Raw genomic sequence first — 17,526 nt, 5'->3', positions numbered from 1 at the left:
CCAAAACCACCGTATGAGAAGGTTCCTCGCCTCGCGGGCTTATCCGAGAGAAGCCCACATTCGGTTCATGTTGCCCCCACCGGGGCCCGGACCGACACACCATCGCCCAAGCCGGCCGAGCGCCCTGTGACCTGCCCAAATGGGTACGCCCCTCCGAACCGTCACCGGCTCGGAGGGGCGCACCCTCTATGTGGATCAGCCCCACCCGATCAGGCGAAGCAGTCCGAAACGTTGAAGCAGTTGGTCGGACGGTTGGCAGTGACGGCGGACTTGTCGTCAAGCGTCACGGTGCCGCCGAGGCTGTTGAAGATGCCCCCCGGTGGGAGGGTGGAGAAGTTGTGCGCCACCGTCGTCCGGTGGAGCGTGACCTCGCTCCCCTCGGTGTTGAAGATGCCGCCACCGCGAGCGAACGGGCCGACCGCCCGGTTGCCCACCACCTCGCTGTCGCGCAGCGTGGTGACGCTGTCGTCGTTGTAGAGACCGGCACCGAAGAACCCGGCGGTGTTGTCCTTGATCCTGCTGTTCTCGATCGTCGCGACGCTGTCGAAAGCCACCGCCACGCCGCCACCCACGCCAGCGGTGCTGTTCTTGACCACCGTGGCGTCCTTGAGCGTGAGCTGGCTGTCGGCCACCGCGACGCCGCCACCGGCGAGAACCGCGGTGTTGTCACTGACCGTCGTCTGGTGCAACGTCGTGGTGCCCCCGACATCCAGGACACCGCCGCCGAAGCCGAGCGTCTCGTTGTCGGTGACCTCGCTCTTGTAAACCCAGACCGCGCCGCCGTCGACGTCGTCGGTGAAGATCCGCGGCGCGCCGTTGGCGATGCCACCGCCGCCGATGATCCCCGTGTTGTCCTTGATCTTCGACTCGTCGACCTGGAGTACGCCGGCGTTGAAGATGCCGCCACCGAAGAAGAAGGCGGTGTTGTGCGCGACCGTCGTCTTGCTGAGCCTGGTGTTGCCGAAGTTGGCCAACCCGCCGCCGTTGCCGCCGGACTGGTTGTAGAGCAACTCGCTGTCCAGGATCTCCGCGCGGCCACCGGGCTGCACCAGCACCCCCGCGCCGTCGGTGAACCCAGGCTGCTCGACCAGTGGCGTCGCCGCCGGCACGGCACCCGTCGGCTTCGCCGGTGCGGCTACCGGCTTGGCGGCTGTCGCCGTGGCGGCCTTTGTTGCCGTAGCCGCCTTGGTCGGTGTCGCCTTGGCTGGCGCTGCTTTGGCTGGCGCTGCCTTGGTGGTGGCTTTCGCGGGTGCTGCCTTGGTGGTGGCCTTGGCGGCCGGCTTCGCGGCCGGTTTGGTGGCCGGCTTCGCGGCCGGCTTGGCAGCGGCGGCCGTGGGCTTCGCCGCTGCCGCCGGTGACTCGGTCCCGGGTGCGGCAGTGGCCGGCGGCTTGGCCACCGTCGAGCGGACCGCAGCCGAGTACGGCGCCCAGACCGTCGCCGGGTCGGCGGTCATCGAGGGCTGAAGGGTCTGGCCACCCCTGATGCTCAGCCCCTTGAGGGTGAGGTGACCGCCGGCGCCGACGTTGAGGATGCGGAAGTAGTCAGCCGTGGCGTCCCGTCCGATGGTGGTGTGCTCACCCTTCAGGGTGATGTGCTCGGTGATCAACGGGAGGCCGTTGCCGTCCTGGTTGCGGGTCAGGGTGTAGGTGCAGCCCTTGGCCAGCTCCAACACGCCACCGTTCTCGTTGTTGGCGAACGTGATCGCCTGGATCAGCTTGTCGGAGTCGCACGGGACCTGTTTGGTGCGGTCCTTCTCGTCGTGCTTGCCGTCCTTGCCGTCCTTGCCGTCTTTGCCGTCTTTGCCGGGGTGGTCGTCGAAGCCGCTCCAGTCGCCGCCGCTCCACTCGTCGTCCTGACCGCCATCGTCCTTGGCGCCGTTCTTGTCCGCGCCGCCGTCGTCGCTGACGCTCTGCCGGTTGGTCGACGGCTGCGCGTCGGACACCTGGTCGGACTTCGGCTTGTCGTCTCGAGCGGCGACGCCGCCGAGCGCCGCCAGGCCGACCACCCCGGTCAACCCGGCCACACCGGCGACCCAGAGCGCCCGCCTTCGTCGTGTCGGCGGAGCTGTCGACGCCCCGCCGTCGGTACTCGTTACGTCGTTGGACATCAGAGCCTTCCGCCCTTTCCTGCTACAGACGGGATCGCACCGCCCCAGGGCGCCACGACCAGCTACAAATGGGTTGTAGCCAACTGATCCCCACCGTATGAGAACCATCTTCGCGATGCGGACGGATCCGAGATAACCACACATTGGGCGCAGGGCGGACATGGGCCATCAACCCGTCCGGGCTGGTAGAAGAAGGCCACTACCAGCACAAACGCCGACCGGCGGCGCGGCCGGTTCTGCCCCGGGTCTAGCTCGGGCCGGCTCGGTGGGCTCGCCCGGACACCAGAGAGCCCGTGGGCCTGTCGCGGGGTTGGTGTGTAGCGGGTGGGCTGGTGGCGCCGGGGTCTGTCGTGGGGTCCGTGGGTCGCGGGGGTGGGCTGGTGGCGCGGGGTCGGTCTGTCGCGGGGTGGCCTTTCTTGATAACGCGGTATCCGAGCGACGCGGATGGCACGACTTCAAGAAAACCGAGTGGATCACGGGCGGGGCTCAACCCGCCAGCCCTCAGGCAAGGGCCAGGCGGACCAGGGGCCAGGCGTCCACATCCTGGCGGGGTGGGGCCAGACGGGCCAGGCCCCGGCCCGTCAGTCGACGGGCCGGGGCCTGGTGGGCCGGGGCCTGGTGGGCCGGGGCCTGGTGGGCCGGGGCCTGGTGGGCCGGGGCCTGGTGGACCGGGGCCTGGTGGACCAGGGATCAGGCGGGCCAAGGGTCAGGCGGGCCAGGGGTCTGGCGGGCCAAGCCCCTTCCCGCCAGTCGACGGGCCGGGCTGGCCAGGGGGCCTGACCGGCCGGGCGGGCCAGGGGTGGGGCGGGTTAGCTGGGTAGGCGGGGGCCGGCCTCGCGCTGCTCGGCCAGCCAGGTCTCCACCTCGTCGGACGTACGGGGCAGCCCGGCCGACAGGTTCACCGCGCCGGTCGCGGTGACCAGCACGTCGTCCTCGATCCGGATGCCGACGCCGCGCAGTTCGGCGGGGACCAGCTCGTCCTCCGGCTGGAAGTACAGACCGGGCTCGACGGTGAGCACGTAACCCTCGCCCAGCGCGCCGTCGCGGTAGGTCTCCTTGCGGGCGTTGGAGCAGTCGTGCACGTCGATGCCGAGCATGTGCCCGAAGCCGTGCAGCGTCCACCGGCGGTAGACGGTCGACTTCTCGTCCATCGCCTCGTCCACGCTCACCGGCAGCAGGCCCAGGTCGGACAGCCCTTCGGCGAGCACCCGCATGCAGGTCAGGTGGACGTCCTTGAACTTCACCCCGGGGCGGATGGCCTCGATGCCGGCCTGCTGCGAGGCGTACACGATGTCGTAGACCTGGCGTTGCAGGGCGGTGAACCGGCCGTTCACCGGCAGCACCCGGGTCACGTCGGCGGTGTAGAGGTTGTGGCCCTCGACACCCATGTCCATCAGCAGCAGGTCACCCGGCCGGGTGGCGCCGTGGTTGTGCACCCAGTGCAGGATGGTGGCGTGCTCGCCGGCACCGACGATCGAGCCGTACCCGACGTCGTTGCCGTCGTGGCGGGCGCGCAGGGCGAAGACACCCTCCAGCAGTCGCTCGGAGACCGCGCGGTCGGCCGGCAGGATCCGGGCCACGTCCTCGAAGCCGCGTACGGTGGCGTCGATCGCGTCCTGGAGTTGGCCGATCTCCCACTCGTCCTTGACCAGCTTCATCTCCGAGATGGCGATCGCCAGCTCCCGATCCCGGGCCGGTTGGCCGTCGGCGCGCGGCCCGTCGTAGGGGCGGACAGCCGCGTCCACCTGGGCGTCGAACCCGCGCAACACACGGGTACGCCCCGGAGCCAGGTCGGCGAGCGTCGCCTCCAGGCCGGTCAGGTCGGCGGTGGGCAGGCCCAGCTCGGTCGACTTCTCGGCCAGGGTGTGCCGCCGGCCCACCCACAGCTCGCCGTTGCGGCTGCGGAAGAACTCGTCGGTCTCCCGGGAGGACCGGGGCCGCATGTACAGCGTGGCGTCGTGCCCGGAGCCGTTGGGGCGTAGCACCAGCACGCTGTCGGCGTCGTGGTCGCCGGTCAGGTAGGCGAAGTCGCTGCCCGGCCGGAACGGGTAGTCGGTGTCGTTGGCCCGAACCTTCTCGGTGCCGGTGGGGATCACCAGCGTCTCGCCGGGGAAGGCCGCCGAGAGGGCAGCCCGCCGCTTGGCGTAGTTGGGGGTCTCCGGGCGGGGCGTTACGGGGAGCGCGGTGTCGCGCCAGCCCTGCCGCATGAAGGACAGGAACGCCTCCGGGAAGTCCGGATCGTGCGATTCCGTACCGTCCGTCGGCGTACCGTCGGTGCGTCCCTCGGTCATTGCGCCGCTCCCTCCGCTTCGTTGCTGGTCCCGACGGTACCGCGCGCCCGGTTGGCCGTATCGCCCCCCGGGAGTCGGGTGGATCGACGGACGGCTGCAAGGGCCGACAGCGCGCGTGGAAAGATGACGACCATGTGCGGACTTCTGGCCTTCTTCAGCGCGAACGGCAACGCCGCCGCGCACCGCGACCACATCGCCGGAGCGTTGGAATGCCTGCACCACCGCGGCCCCGACGAGACCGGGGTCGAGGTGGTCGGCGACGCCTCCGGCCGGTACGCGGACGGCGTGTTCGCCCACAAGCGGCTGGCCATCATCGACGTCGCGTCGAGCCACGAGCCACTGCCCTACGCGAACGGCCGTTACCTGCTGACCTTCAACGGCGAGATCTACAACTACATCGAGCTGCGCGAGGAGTTGATCAGGAACTTCGGTGCCCAGTTCGCCACCGCCGGTGACGGCGAGGTGATCGTCGCGGGCTACCACTTCTGGGGTGAGCAGGTGCTCACCCGGCTGCGGGGCATGTTCGCCTTCGTCATCTGGGACCGGCAGGAGCGCCGCGCGTTCGGTGCCCGTGACTACTTCGGCATCAAGCCGATGCACTACCTGGAGACCGCCGACGGCCTCTACCTGGCCTCGGAGAAGAAGGCGCTGCTGCCGTTCGCGCACAGCAACTACCAGGGCGACGCGGGCGTCGACACGGCCAACCTGAGCCACTACCTGACCCTGCAGTACGTCCCCGAGCCGGGCACCCTGCACAAGGGGATCAGCCGGATCGGTTCGGGGGAGTACCTGAACTGGACCCCGGGCGGGCGGATCGACGTACGCCGGTGGTACCGGCCGGTGTTCCGGCCGGCGCCGGTGGACGACGAGCAGAAGCTCTACCACGAGATCCGGGAGACGCTGCGGGAGAGCGTGCGCATGCACATGCGCTCGGACGTGCCGGTCGGCTCGTTCCTGTCCAGCGGCATCGACTCGACGGCTGTGGTGGCGCTGGCCCGGGAGTTCAACCCGAACATCCTCACCTTCACCGTCGGCTACGACGTGCCGGGTTACTCGGAGATCGACGTCGCGCAGGACTCGGCCCGGCATCTGGACGTCACCACGATCCCCACCAAGATCGGTCCGCAGGACATGATCGACGCGCTGCCGAAGATCGTGTGGCACCTGGACGACCCGGTGGCCGACCCGGCGCTGGTGCCGCTCTACTTCGTGGCCAAGAAGGCCGCCGAGCACGTCACCGTGGTGCTCTCCGGTGAGGGTGCGGACGAGTTCTTCGGCGGCTACACGATCTACCGGGAGCCGCTGTCGCTGGGCACTGTCAACGGCCTGCCCGGCGGGGTGCAGAAGGGGCTGCGCGCGGTCTCCAAGGCGATCCCGCAGGGGGTCAAGGGCAAGAGCTTCCTGGAGCGCGGCACCACCCCGATCGAGGAGCGTTACTACGGCAACGCCCGGATGTTCACCGAGGAGGAGAAGCAGCAGCTGATGCGCCGCTACGACCCCTCGGTGCGCTACACGGATGTCACCGCCCCGATCTACGCCGAGTGCACGGAGCTGGACGACGTCACCAAGATGCAGTACGTCGACCTCTACACCTGGCTGCGCGGCGACATTCTGGTGAAGGCCGACCGGATCTCGATGTCGCACTCGCTGGAGGTGCGGGTGCCGTTCCTCGACCGTGAGGTCTTCGACGTCGCGGCGAAGATCCCGGTCGACCTGAAGCTGCCGCCGCGCTCCGACGCCACGAAGTACGCGATGCGTCAGGCGTTGCAGGGGGTCGTGCCGCCGGCCATCGTCAACCGCAAGAAGCTGGGCTTCCCGACCCCGACCCGGGTCTGGCTGCGCGGCGAGATGTACGAGTGGGCCCGGCACGTGCTGAGCACCTCGGGTGCGGGCGATCTGCTCGACCTGTCGTACGCGCTGCGGCTGCTCGACGAACACAAGCGGGAGGAGGCCGACCACTCCCGCAAGGTGTGGACGGTGCTGATCTTCTGCATCTGGCACGCGATCTTCGTGGCCAAGACGCTCGACCCGGGTATCCAGCGCAACCAGTCCGCGCTGCTCACGAAGCCGGTGGTCGGCTCCATGGTCCGCTGACCCACGCCCCACCCTGTTGACCAAGAGGTTTGCGTCACCGGAAGCACTCCGGATGACGCAAACCTCTTGATCATTTCAGGTGGTGGTCAGCGGCGGGCGCACGTGACAGTGGGAAGTCCGTTCGTTCCTGTGCTGCTGGCCAGGAAGCCGAACGTCGTGCTGCCCTCCGGTGCGACGGTGCCGTTGTAGGCGACGTTTGTCGCTGTCACCGTTGAACCGGACGACGTCTGGGTGGCACCCCAGATCTGACTGATCGATTGCCCGTTGGGCCAGGTCCAGCTCGCGGTCCAACCGGAGAACGGCGTGCTGCCGTGGTTCATGATCGTGACCTCGCCCTGGAAGCCGCCCTGCCAGGCGCTGCTCACCTTGTAGGTCGCCATGCAGTCACCGCCGGACGGCGGTGGGGTGGTCGGGTCGGTCGGCGGATCGGTGGGGTCGGTCGGCGGGTCGGTCGGCGGGTCGGTCGGCGTACCACCCGGACCCACGCCGGTGACCTGGCCGCTGCCGCCGTCGAAGGTCACGTCGGAGCAGCCGAAGAAGTTCTCCTGCGAGTCCGAGCGGACCCAACGGGAGTAGATGATGTGCCGGCCACTCTTACCCGACGGCAGGTTGCCGCTGAAGTAGTAGTGCCCGTCGTTGCTGCCGACGCTGCCGCGCTGCGGCGGGTTGGTCACCGTGAGGAACGGCTGCTCCAGGTCACTCCAGGCCAGCGCCCGGGTCGGGCTCCAGCTGTCCTTCGTGACGTAGAAGTAGAACGTGCCCGGGTGGTGCGCCCAGTTGCTGTACTTGAAGTCCAACCGCGCCCCGGCGGTCAGGTGGGTCAGCGGCCAGTCGGTGCGGGGCAGGTCGTAGCCGCGGAAACCAGAGTTGCCGCCGCTGCACAGTTGCCCGTCCGGGATGAAGCCGGTGGTCCGGCCACCCGCGTCGGAGCGCAGCACGCTGAACCAGTTGTAGAGCGAGTTCGCCCCGCTCTGCGCCACCGCGGCGGAGCACGCGGGGTTGTTCGGCCTGATCTCACCGGTCTGGCTGCGGCCGTCCTGCCAGCACAGGTACGTGCGGCTGCCCGGCGTCATCGCCGCGCCGTGCGCGGCGGCCGGACCGGACGCCACGGCGACAGCGCCCAGCGCGAGGGTCACGGCCGCGGTGAGTAACGCGGCCGTACGGGAACGGTTCACGGGTTCTCCTGACTCGCGAGGCGTGCTGCCTGAGCCGCCTCGCCGCAATCGGGTGGGATGTGGGCCTGATCGCCCCGCTGTCGTGAGCGGTGCGACGATCACAGCGACGTGCCCCGGCGGAATCGGCCGGTGGACGTGCGCCGTCGACGGTCCTGTCCTGGACCGGTGCCCTCGCGTCTAACCAACCCGGCAACCGGCGGCGCCGCAGCCCTCGCACCGCCCGGTACGCGTCATCCCACCATGCCGTACCGGGCGGGCGCAATAGGCATTGCTCGATGCAGGGGAAGACCCGCCGGTCGCCGTTGAACGCCATATCCTGCCTACGGGGAGCGGGAACGGAGAGGCGGCAGCCGGTGCCGGACGTGTTCGACGAGGTGCACCGCCGGTGCCGCGACGGCGAGCCGGTCGCGCTGGCCACCGTCGTGGCCACCTGGCAATCCGCCCCGCAACCACCCGGCGCCGCCATGGTCGTCACGACCGACGGCACCGTCGACGGCAGCGTATCCGGCGGCTGCGTCGAGGCGGATCTCTACGAACGGGCCCGCCGGGTGCTCGACACCGGCCGACCCGAGCTGCGCCGCTACGGGATCAGCGACAATGACGCGTACGCCGTGGGCCTGACCTGCGGCGGCATCCTCGACGTGTTCGTCGAGCGCGTCGACGCGAGCGCCCTGCCGGCGCTGGACGCGGTCGCCGCCGCCCGCCGCGACGGCCACCCGGCGGCAGTCGTCACCTGCGTCGCCGCCGACGCCGGGAGCCGACCGGCCGCCGACGCCCATGATCCGCCGGCCGCCGCTGACCACGCCGGGGCGAGCGACCCGGCCCGGCGGCTCGGCCGACGGTTGTGCTGACCGGCCAGCGCCGCGTCGGCTCGCTCGGCGGCGACCGGCTCGACGACGCTGCCAGCGCCGACGCCCTCGGGCTGCTCGCCGCCGGGCGCAGCGGGATGCTCCGGTACGGATACCACGGGCAGCGCCGGGGCAACGGCGTCAGTCTCTTCGTGACCACGTACGCCACCCCACCCCGGATGATCGTCTTCGGGGCGATCGACTTCGCTGCCGCGGTGGCCCGGATCGGCGCGTTCCTCGGCTACCGGGTCACTGTCTGCGACGCCCGGCGGGTCTTCGCCACCGCGCGGCGCTTTCCCGAGGCGGACGAGGTGGTGGTGCAGTGGCCGCACCGCTACCTGGCTACCGAGGTGGCGGCCGGTCGACTCGACGAGCGCACTGTGGTGTGCGTGCTGACCCACGACCCGAAGTTCGACGTGCCGTTGCTGGAGTTGGCGCTGCGCCAGCCGCTGGCGTACGTCGGCGCGATGGGCTCACGGCGCACCCACGACGAGCGGCACAAGCTGCTGACCGAGGCGGGGCTCAGCCCGCAGCAACTGTCCCGGCTCGCCTCACCGATCGGGTTGGACCTCGGTGGTCGTACCCCTGAGGAGACCGCGGTGAGTGTGGCCGCGCAGATCGTCGCGGCCCGGTGGGGCGGCACCGGCCGCCCTCTCGCGGCGCTCGACGGGCCGATCCACCGGTCGGGGTAGCGTGCCCGTCGGTGCCGGGCCTTCGGCGCCCATCGGGCCGTGTGCTGTGCCAGCCTGGTGCCACGGCGATCGGTTCGGCGAGCGGCGACCGGTGGCGACGACGAGAGGAACGGCATGGGATACGCGGTGGTGCTCGGCGAAGCGCTCGTCGACCTGCTCGACAGCGAGTTGGACGGGGAGCGGGTCTATCGGCAGGCCATCGGTGGTGGGCCGCTCAACGTCGCGGTCGGGGTGGCCCGACTCGGCGGCGCGGCACAGTTCGTCGGCTCGCTCGGTGATGACGCGCTGGGCGGCCGGATCCGCTCGTTCCTCACCGCGGCCGGCGTCGGGGTGGCCGGTGCGATCACGGTGCCCGCGCCGACCACGCTGGCGGTCGTCACGTATGCCGGGCCGGAACCGGACTTCCGTTTCTACGGCGAACCGGCCTCCTACGGACTGCTCGGCCCCGACGATCTGGAGCTGGCGCTGCTGGAGGGTGCCGACGTGCTCTACTGTGGCTCGATCGTGCTGCTCCAACCCGGCACGCTGGCCGCTGCCCGACGTGCCTGGTCGCTCGCCACCGGCCTGCGGGTCTTCGACCCGAACGTCCGCCCCCGGCTGCTGAGCGGGCCGGGCGCGCTGGAAGGGCTACGCGAGGTGGTGGCGGAGTTCGCCGCCGGAGCGCACCTGGTCAAGCTGAGCGCCGCCGACGCCCTCCTGCTCTATCCCGGTGAGCCGGTGGAGGGGGTGGCGGCGTACCTGCGCGAGTTGGGGGCGGCCACGGTGGTGGTGACGCTCGGCGCGGCCGGCGCGGTACTGGCCGCCGCCGGCGCCGACCCGGTCCGAGTGCCGGCCCCCACCGTCAACGCGATCGACGCCACCGGCGCGGGCGACTCGGTGATGGCCGCGCTCATCGCCGACCTGCTCGTCGACGGTGAACCGGAGAACCCGTCGGGCTGGGTCGACCGGGTGGCCTTCGCGCTGCGGGTGGCCGGCCTGGTCTGCGAGTCCCCGGGCGGTGCCACCGCCATGCCCACCCGAGCCGCCGTCCAAAACCGCTTCAACCCCTAACCCCCGCGCCCCGCCCTCACTCCGCTGATCTTGCATTTTCGGTTGGCGATTGGTCAGCTTTGCCTATCTTTGGCACCGCAGAAAGTGCAAGATCGGCGGGGGATGGCGGGATGGCGCGGGATGGCGGGTGGGTTGACCTCGGAGATTTGTGAGCGTTAACATCGACGATGCACAATGGAAACGCGATGTTCTCGGGGAGGCTCTGATGCGGGTGGTCCTGGTTCCTCTGGCGTTCCGCCACGTCGCGGCCCTGCTGGTCGTGCTTCTCGTCGCCGCCGGCATGGTCGCCGCCGACCCACCCGAGCGGGCGGTCGCGTGGGACAACGGGGTGGCGGACACCCCACCGATGGGGTGGAACAGCTACGACTCCTTCAACTGGAGCGTCACCGAGGCTGACGTCAAGGCCAACGCCGACTACATGGCCACGAACCTGCGGCAGTTCGGCTGGGAGTACGTGGTGATCGACTGGGCCTGGTACTACCCCGGTCGGCACAACAACAGCCCCAACCAGGACGCGAACCTGCAACCCCGGCTCCGGATGGACGCCAACGGGCGGCTGCTGCCGGACACCACCCGGTTCCCCTCCGCCGCCGGTGACAACGGGTTCAAGCCGTTGGCCGACTACGTCCACCAGAAGGGGCTGAAGTTCGGCGTCCACCTGATGCGTGGCATTCCCCGCCAGGCGGTCGCCGACAACGTTCCGATCCTCGGCACCACCTGCCGCGCCAACCAGGTCAACAACAGCACCACCGCGGCCTGGCTCAACCTGATGTGGGGCCTGAACATGGCCAACCAGTGCGCGCAGACCTACCTGGACTCGATGTTCCAGCTGCTGGCCTCCTGGGGCGTCGACTACGTGAAGGTGGACGACATCGCCGCCCCGACCTACCGGCAGTCGGAGGTCGAGGGGTACCGCCTGGCCATCCAGCGCAGCGGCCGGCCGATGGTGCTGAGCCTGTCACCCGGCCCGACCTCGCTGGCCAGCGGCGCACACGTCCAGGCCAACGCGCACATGTGGCGGATCGTCAACGACCTGTGGGACAACTGGTCGTCGGTGGACGCGCTCTTCGACCAACTGCGCAACTGGACCCCGTACCGCGCCACCGGCGCCTGGCCCGACGCGGACATGATCCCGATCGGTCGACTCGCCAAGTACGGGCCGGTCGGGTCGCCGCGGTACTCCAACCTGACCTCCGACGAGCAGCGCACCCTGATGTCACTGTGGGCGATCAACCGGGCGCCGCTGATGTGGGGCGGCAACCTGGTCGAGAACCGCGCCGCGGAGCTAGCGTTGATGACCAACGCCGCGGTGCTCGGAGTCAACCAGAACAGCACGAACAACCGTCAGCTCTACGGCGGCAGCCGGCAGGTGTGGGCCGCCGACGCGCCGGGCAGCAACCATCGGTACGTCGCCCTGTTCAACCGGGACAGCAGCGCGGCGCAGGTGTCGGTGAACCTCGCCGACCTCGGGATCGGGTCGGCCGCCGTGACCGACCTGTGGTCCGGCGCGGCCCTGGGCACGGTGACCGGCACCCTCACCCGGTCGATCCCGGCGCACGGTGCCGGGCTGTACCGGTTGGCCCCGGAGACCACGGTGCCGGTACCCACCGCGTACACCGTCGCCGCGCGGCACAGCGGCAAGCTGCTGGACGTGTACAACAACGCGACCACCGACGGCGCCGACGTGGTGCAGTGGGCCGCGAACGGTCAACCCAACCAGCGGTGGCGGTTCCAGGACGCGGGCGGGGGTTACCAGACGGTGGTCAGTGTGCACAGCGGCAAGTGCCTCGACGTGTACGGCGGCGCGACCGCCACCGCCGACGGGGTCCGCGTGATCCAGTGGAGCTGCAACGGCGGCACCAACCAGCAGTGGCGCGTCCAGGATGTCGGCTCGGGGTACGTGCAGCTCGTCGCCCGGCACAGCGGCAAGTGCCTGGAGGTGGTCAACGCCGCCACCACCGACGGTGCCCGCCTCGCCCAGTGGACCTGTGGCACCGGCACGCACCAGCAGTGGCGGCGTACGTCGGTATAGGCGGTCAGGCCGTGCCGGTCAGTTCGAGGTAGCCACGGTGGGCGGCGACCAGGGCGGGGCGGGCGCCGAACGGAGCCTCGGCGGCCACCCGCTCCGGCGGGGCGCTGCCGGTGTGCGCCGCCCGGATCAGCCAGGCCAGCTTCGCCAGCTCCGCGTGCTGGGCCCGGACGAAGTCGACGTCCACCGGGTCGCCGTGGCCCGGGACCACCACGGTGCGCGCGGTGGTCAGCCGCAGCAGGTCCGCGACCGCGTCCGGCCACTGCAGGGGGTACGAGTCCTCGAAGGCGGGCGGGCCGCTCTGCTCCACCAGGTCCCCGGCGACCAGCACGTCGGCGTCCGGCACGTGCACCACCAGGTCGGCCTCGGTGTGCCCCCGCCCCGGGTGTCGCAGCAGCACCCGTCGGCCGCCCAGGTCGAGGACCGTCTCGACCTGCACGGTGTGCGTCGGGGCGAGCAGCGGGGTGTCGGCCAGCTCCGCGGCGAGCGTCGGATGCTGCGTGCGCAACTCCTCGTACGCCTCCCGGCGCAGCCGCTCCGGCTCCTCGCGCAGGACGGTGGCGGCCAGCTCGTGCGCGTACACCGGGCGGGGTGGGTCGCCGGCCAGTACCGCGTTGCCGAAGCAGTGGTCGTAGTGGTGATGGGTGTTGACCAGCGTCAACGGACGGTCGGTGACCGCCCGGACGGCCCCGGCCAGCTCGGTGGCCTGGGCGGCCGACGAGAGCGTGTCGACCACCAGCGCCTCGTCGTCGCCGACGACCAGTGTGACGTTGACCCTCAGCAGCGGCTCGGCCAGCACGTACACCCGGTCGGCGACCTCGGCGAAACCAGCGTTCACGACGCCCGCCCGGCGCGCTCGACGAAACGTGCCCGGTCGACGAGGATCCGTTCCACCCGACCCCGGGCCACCGTCTGGTCCCCGTCGCTGACCGTGACCTCGAACGACAGCCGGCGACCGTCGACGGCCGCCAGCAGCGCCTGCGCGCGGACCGTCCGGCCGACCACTGTCGGCGCCAGGTGCTCCAACTCGACCCGGGTGCCCACCGTCGTTGAACCGGGCGGCATCCCGGTCGCCGTCGCCGCGACGGTGGCCGCCTCGGCCAACGCCAGCACCCGGGGAGTGCCCAGCACCGGTACGTCCCCGGAACCGACCGCCTGGGCGGTGTCCGCGTCGGTGACCGTCAACTCGACCTGGGCGGTCACACCCGGCGCGAGGGCCGGCTCGGGCTGCTCCTGCATGGCGTCAGCCTAGGTGCTCACCGGGCCCGCCGAGCAAGCGGCCGGGGATCCGGAATCACCCGCCCGCCCACCTGTGCACGACCCCGCCAGGTGGTCCCCGTCGGTCGATGCCGGCCCCGTCGTTAACCTTGACTCCGATGGCCGTCGTGACTGACCCCCAGCCCCCCGCCCGGACCGACCCGCCCGCGTCCCCGGACGGGGGTCGTCGGCGCATCGTCGCCATGACCGTCTGGGCGGTCGCCTTCGTCGCCGCGTGGCTGGCCATCGGCCTGCCCACCGACCCGGCGTACGCCTTCGTCTGGATCTGGGCCGCGACCATCGCCTGGAACAGCGAACGGCCCTGGCGCAGTCACCTGCGCTTCGCCCGGGACTGGGTGCCGGTGGTGCTGCTGTTCGTGGTCTACAACCTCTCGCGCGGGTTCGCCGACAACGGGGCGACGCCGCACGCGATGGAGCTGATCGTCGCCGACCGGTTCATGTTCGGCTGGGCCACCGGCGGCGAGGTGCCCACCGTCTGGTTGCAGCAACACCTCTACCACCCGCAGGTGCACTGGTGGGACGTCGCGGCGAGCTGGGTGTACTTCTCCCACTTCGTGGTGGCGCTGGCCGCCGCCGCGGTGCTCTGGATACGCGACCGGCACCGCTGGGCGGCGTACATGCGGCGCTGGGGTTTCCTCTGCGCGGCCGGCCTGGTCACCTACTTCGTCTACCCGGCCGCTCCGCCCTGGTGGGCGGCGCAGAACGGCCTGCTCACCGAGGTCGCCCGGATCTCGACCCGGGGTTGGAAGGCGTTCGGCATGCACGGCGCCGGCAACGTCCTCAACGCCGGCCAGATCGCCTCCAACCCGGTCGCCGCGATGCCCTCGCTGCACACCGCGTGGGCGCTGTTCGTGGTGCTGTTCTTCCTGACCGCCACCCGTCGTCGCTGGTGGCCGCTGCTGCTCGCGTACCCGCTGGCGATGACCTTCACCCTGGTCTACTCGGGTGAGCACTACGTGATCGACGTGCTGGTCGGCTGGGCATACGTGGGGATGACCTTCCTGGTGGTCGGTCTGGCGGAGCGCGGCTGGGCGGCGTGGCGCACCCGCCACCCGAGCGCCAAGTCGGACCAGGCCCACGAACCCACACCGACCCCGACGGACCCCCCGACCAACCAGCCGGAACCCCCCACCCCCCGCGAACCAGACCCCACCACCCCCACCTCAGTCCCCGCCGACCACTAACCACCCCCCCTGGCCCGGGCCTTCCGGCCCGCTGATCATGACGTTATTGCCCTCCAGCACGGCGTGTCGGAGCAATAACTTCATGATCAACGAGGGGAGGGGTTGGGGTGGGTGCGGGCTTGGTGGGCTCTGGTGGTCAGGTCGGCGGCCAGGGCCCAGGCCTCGGCCAGGTCGCGGTCCTGGGCGGTGGCGCCGGAGCCGCCAGCGGTGTCCGCGTGGACGGAGGCCAGGCCCAGACGGCGCTGGATCGGCCCCTGGACCACCCGCACGCTCTGGATCCGGGCGTACGGCACGATCACCAGTTGTCGGGTGAGCAGCCCGGACCGGGTGGCGAACACCCCTTCGAAAAGCCCCGCGCCGAACGCGGTACGGCCCAGCGGGTGCAGCCAACGGGTTCGCGGCGGTGGTGGGCTCAGCGGGAGCGCGTCGAGGCGTACCCCGGGAAGCACCTCGGCGACGATCATCGTCGCCGTCGGCAGGTCGCCGACCGGCAGCAGCCGGTCGGGCCGGTTGCGGTCGTCGGCCTCCGCGACGGAGTAACCGGCCACCTCCAGCCGCAGCCGCAGCCAGCCCTTCACCCGCCACAGCAGCGGCCAGGTGGCCCGCACGGTCTGCACCCGCTCCAGCGGCACGGTCTGCGCGCGCGTCTCCAGCAGGCCGTTGTGCACCCGCAGCGTGCCGCGGTCGCGGGCCAGCCGGAAGTTCCAGTCGTCGAGCACCCTGCGGATCGGTTGCAGCAGGACACCCGCCATCGCGGTCAGGGTGCTCGCCACCGCGACGAACGACCATGAGCCGGCGGTGAGGAACTGCACCACGACGAACGCCACACCGAACGGGAGCAGGAACGCCTGCGGGGTGAGCAACTGGCTGATCAGCAGGTTCTGGTTGCGTACCGCGTGCAGTGGCCGGCCCGGCGCGGCCGGCGGCGCCGTCGCACCCGGGGTGACCGGGGCCGCCGCGTCGCCGGGCGTGGGCGGCTGCGCCACCCGTCCGGCGAGCGCCAGCAGGCGCTCGCGCAGCACTGTCGCGTCGGCCACCCCGAGGTACGCCAGTGGCGCCTCGGTCTTGCCGCCGCCGACCACCTCCAGACGCAGCTCGGCCAGGCCGGTGAGCTGCGCGAGCAGGGGCCGGACCACCTCCACGGCCTGCAACCGTTCCAACGGGATGGCCCGGGTACGCCGCCAGAGCAGCCCTTCGTACACCCGAAGCTCCCGGCCCACCACGTGGTAGCCGGTGTTGTACCAGCTGATCACGGACAGCACCGTCGCGCCGAGCGCCAGCACCGCCACCGTGACGGCGAACCAGCCGAAGCCCACCCGGGACAGCGTCGACCAGGACAGCCCGGCGATCACCACGACCAGGGACTTGGCGCCGTGCAGCACGGGGCTGAGCGGATGCAGCCGCTGCCGGGGCTCGCCGACGCCGCCACCCGGTGGTCCCGACCACGGCGCGGACATCCCCGGCGGCACCGGCCCGGACGCCGGCGCGCCAGCGAACGGCGGGCCACCGGGCGCGCCAGTGAACGGCGCGCCGCCGGGTGTGTCAGTGAACGGCGCGCCGCCGGGTCCGCCGGCGAACGGTGGGCCGCCCGGTGCCGTGCCGGCGGGCAGCACCGGCCCCGGTGACGTGGGGCCGGTGGGTGGCACGGTGCTCGGCTCGGCGGGTCCGTCGCTCATCGGCGCGGCCCTCGGCGCGTTCGGCGGTTGCCCGCGCGGGTGTTCACAGCCCCTCCGCCCGGTCCTCGCCGAGCGCGGTGAGCCGGTCGCGCAGCCGGGACGCCTCCGCCGGCCGCAGCCCGGGCACCCGGGCGTCGCTGGCCGCCGCCGCGGTGTGCAACTGCACGGTGGCCAGGTCGAAGGCGCGCTCCAACGGCCCGGCGCTCACGTCGACGAACTGCATTCGCGAATACGGAACGATGGAGAGCCGGCGGACCAGCAGCCCGTGCCGGACCAACAGGTCGTTCTCCCGCTCGGCGTACCCCCAGGCCCGGACGGCGCGGACGATCGCGACGGCCCGCCACGCGCCGAGCACCAGCACCACTGCGACGGCGAGCCCGAGCAGCCAGTGGCCGCTGAGGGCCCAGCCGACCGCCGTCACCGCCAGCCCGATGGCGACCACGACCGCCAGCCGGATCAGCTCCACCCAGATCAGGTCGGTGGAGATCGGCTGCCAGTTGACGGTGTCCGGCCAGGGCTCCAGCGGACCCCGGCCAGCCGGCGCGGCCGTCAGCAGCGCCCCGGACGCGCCGGGGTCGGCCGGCAGGAGACCGGGAGGTGGCAGTTCGGGTGCGCGCTGGTCGGCGCCGGGTGTCGGCCGGTGACCGGGTGGCAGCGCGCCCGGTGGTAGTGGGGCGGGCGTCGAGACGTCCGGCGCGGCGGGCTCGGGGCCGAGCGTGCCCGGTGCCGGGAACGCGCCGGGCGGCGGGTCGACGCCGGGAGGGGTGGCGGCCGGGGTGGGCGGCCAGGACGGAGAAGTGGGGCCGGGGGAAGCCGGAGGGTCGCCGCTCACAGGTCGAGCGTAGGCGATCCGGGCACCGGAGTGACGGCACGCAGGAAGCCTCGGGCGTCCAGGAAGTCACCGAGGCTGTCCCGGTGCTCGTCGCAGGCCAACCAGGTCTTGCGCCGATCGGGGTCGTGCAGACGGGGATTGTTCCACTCCAGCAGCCAGACGGCGGCCGACCGGCAGCCCCGGGCCGAACAGACCAGGGCCTCGTCGGCGGGGGAGGGAATGCTCATCCCGGCCAGTGTAGGGCGGCGGGACGGAGAGGTTGAGCGCCG

At 71.4% G+C, this 17,526-nt stretch carries 14 protein-coding genes; 6 read left to right on the top strand and 8 right to left on the bottom strand.

Features of this window, described 5'->3' with window-relative positions:
- Nucleotides 1-209 precede the first annotated feature (209 nt).
- Together QCZ28_RS24995 and QCZ28_RS24990 are read right to left on the bottom strand one after the other, a co-directional pair.
- The gene (locus QCZ28_RS24995; protein ID WP_279518937.1) at nucleotides 210-2,108 is read right to left on the bottom strand and encodes a hypothetical protein; all 1,899 of its coding nucleotides are present in this window, start codon (nucleotides 2,106-2,108) and stop codon (nucleotides 210-212) included.
- An 809-nt stretch (nucleotides 2,109-2,917) separates the two neighbouring features.
- Complete coding sequence (locus QCZ28_RS24990) at nucleotides 2,918-4,399, bottom strand: aminopeptidase P family protein (RefSeq protein WP_279518936.1); 1,482 nt, start codon at nucleotides 4,397-4,399, stop codon at nucleotides 2,918-2,920.
- 132 nt (nucleotides 4,400-4,531) lie between these two features.
- Here QCZ28_RS24990 and asnB point away from each other — a divergent pair, with 132 nt between their 5' ends.
- A complete protein-coding gene (gene asnB / locus QCZ28_RS24985; RefSeq protein WP_279518935.1) occupies nucleotides 4,532-6,493 on the top strand; it encodes an asparagine synthase (glutamine-hydrolyzing) in 1,962 nt (653 codons plus the stop codon).
- An 86-nt stretch (nucleotides 6,494-6,579) separates the two neighbouring features.
- On the opposite strand, the gene QCZ28_RS24980 is transcribed toward asnB, so the two are convergent.
- A complete protein-coding gene (locus QCZ28_RS24980; RefSeq protein ID WP_279518934.1) occupies nucleotides 6,580-7,668 on the bottom strand; it encodes a lytic polysaccharide monooxygenase in 1,089 nt (362 codons plus the stop codon).
- A gap of 353 nt (nucleotides 7,669-8,021) precedes the next feature.
- On the opposite strand from QCZ28_RS24980, the gene QCZ28_RS24975 reads away from it, so the two are divergent.
- The 4 genes from QCZ28_RS24975 to QCZ28_RS24960 all read left to right on the top strand — a co-directional run bounded on the left by QCZ28_RS24975 (nucleotide 8,022) and on the right by QCZ28_RS24960 (nucleotide 12,290).
- Entirely contained in the window at nucleotides 8,022-8,519 is a 498-nt protein-coding gene (locus tag QCZ28_RS24975; protein WP_279518933.1) for an XdhC family protein, read from the top strand.
- Nucleotides 8,513-9,208, top strand: coding sequence for an XdhC/CoxI family protein (locus QCZ28_RS24970; RefSeq protein ID WP_279518932.1), 696 nt, complete (start codon nucleotides 8,513-8,515; stop codon nucleotides 9,206-9,208). Before QCZ28_RS24975 ends, QCZ28_RS24970 begins: the two co-directional genes overlap by 7 nt.
- Before the next feature lie 114 nt (nucleotides 9,209-9,322).
- The gene (locus tag QCZ28_RS24965) at nucleotides 9,323-10,258 is read left to right on the top strand and encodes a carbohydrate kinase (RefSeq protein ID WP_279518931.1); all 936 of its coding nucleotides are present in this window, start codon (nucleotides 9,323-9,325) and stop codon (nucleotides 10,256-10,258) included.
- A 205-nt stretch (nucleotides 10,259-10,463) separates the two neighbouring features.
- Nucleotides 10,464-12,290, top strand: coding sequence for an RICIN domain-containing protein (locus QCZ28_RS24960; RefSeq protein WP_279518930.1), 1,827 nt, complete (start codon nucleotides 10,464-10,466; stop codon nucleotides 12,288-12,290).
- 4 nt (nucleotides 12,291-12,294) lie between these two features.
- Here QCZ28_RS24960 and QCZ28_RS24955 read toward each other — a convergent pair whose 3' ends face one another.
- Both QCZ28_RS24955 and QCZ28_RS24950 read right to left on the bottom strand, forming a co-directional pair.
- Entirely contained in the window at nucleotides 12,295-13,125 is an 831-nt protein-coding gene (locus QCZ28_RS24955) for an MBL fold metallo-hydrolase (protein WP_279518929.1), read from the bottom strand.
- Nucleotides 13,122-13,526 carry a hotdog domain-containing protein gene (locus tag QCZ28_RS24950; protein ID WP_279518928.1) on the bottom strand — a complete coding sequence of 135 codons (405 nt, stop codon included), beginning with the start codon at nucleotides 13,524-13,526 and terminating at the stop codon, nucleotides 13,122-13,124. Before QCZ28_RS24950 ends, QCZ28_RS24955 begins: the two co-directional genes overlap by 4 nt.
- 137 nt (nucleotides 13,527-13,663) lie before the next feature.
- Here QCZ28_RS24950 and QCZ28_RS24945 point away from each other — a divergent pair, with 137 nt between their 5' ends.
- Complete coding sequence (locus QCZ28_RS24945) at nucleotides 13,664-14,749, top strand: phosphatase PAP2 family protein (protein ID WP_279518927.1); 1,086 nt, start codon at nucleotides 13,664-13,666, stop codon at nucleotides 14,747-14,749.
- 86 nt (nucleotides 14,750-14,835) lie between these two features.
- Here QCZ28_RS24945 and QCZ28_RS24940 read toward each other — a convergent pair whose 3' ends face one another.
- The 3 genes from QCZ28_RS24940 to QCZ28_RS24930 form a co-directional block, all read right to left on the bottom strand.
- Nucleotides 14,836-16,206, bottom strand: coding sequence for a PH domain-containing protein (locus QCZ28_RS24940; protein WP_279518952.1), 1,371 nt, complete (start codon nucleotides 16,204-16,206; stop codon nucleotides 14,836-14,838).
- Nucleotides 16,207-16,468: 262 nt separating this feature from the next.
- Entirely contained in the window at nucleotides 16,469-17,011 is a 543-nt protein-coding gene (locus QCZ28_RS24935) for a PH domain-containing protein (RefSeq protein ID WP_279518951.1), read from the bottom strand.
- A gap of 242 nt (nucleotides 17,012-17,253) precedes the next feature.
- Entirely contained in the window at nucleotides 17,254-17,484 is a 231-nt protein-coding gene (locus QCZ28_RS24930; protein ID WP_279518926.1) for a hypothetical protein, read from the bottom strand.
- Between the last annotated feature and the right edge of the window lie 42 nt (nucleotides 17,485-17,526).

This window comes from Micromonospora sp. DH14, assembly GCF_029809455.1.
GTDB classification, from domain to species: Bacteria; Actinomycetota; Actinomycetes; order Mycobacteriales; family Micromonosporaceae; genus Micromonospora; species Micromonospora parva.
Note: the sequence above shows the minus strand (reverse complement) of the source record. Positions and strands in the feature narration are given on the sequence as shown.

What these genes read in the sequence shown, in the direction of transcription:
- QCZ28_RS24995 (WP_279518937.1), bottom strand. Translation starts at nt 2,108, where the DNA reads ATGTCCAACGACGTAACGAGTACCGACGGCGGGGCGTCGACAGCTCCG.
- QCZ28_RS24990 (WP_279518936.1), bottom strand. Translation starts at nt 4,399, where the DNA reads ATGACCGAGGGACGCACCGACGGTACGCCGACGGACGGTACGGAATCG.
- asnB (WP_279518935.1), top strand. Translation starts at nt 4,532, where the DNA reads ATGTGCGGACTTCTGGCCTTCTTCAGCGCGAACGGCAACGCCGCCGCG.
- QCZ28_RS24965 (WP_279518931.1), top strand. Translation starts at nt 9,323, where the DNA reads ATGGGATACGCGGTGGTGCTCGGCGAAGCGCTCGTCGACCTGCTCGAC.
- QCZ28_RS24960 (WP_279518930.1), top strand. Translation starts at nt 10,464, where the DNA reads ATGCGGGTGGTCCTGGTTCCTCTGGCGTTCCGCCACGTCGCGGCCCTG.
- QCZ28_RS24950 (WP_279518928.1), bottom strand. Translation starts at nt 13,526, where the DNA reads ATGCAGGAGCAGCCCGAGCCGGCCCTCGCGCCGGGTGTGACCGCCCAG.
- QCZ28_RS24945 (WP_279518927.1), top strand. Translation starts at nt 13,664, where the DNA reads ATGGCCGTCGTGACTGACCCCCAGCCCCCCGCCCGGACCGACCCGCCC.
- QCZ28_RS24940 (WP_279518952.1), bottom strand. Translation starts at nt 16,206, where the DNA reads ATGTCCGCGCCGTGGTCGGGACCACCGGGTGGCGGCGTCGGCGAGCCC.
- QCZ28_RS24930 (WP_279518926.1), bottom strand. Translation starts at nt 17,484, where the DNA reads ATGAGCATTCCCTCCCCCGCCGACGAGGCCCTGGTCTGTTCGGCCCGG.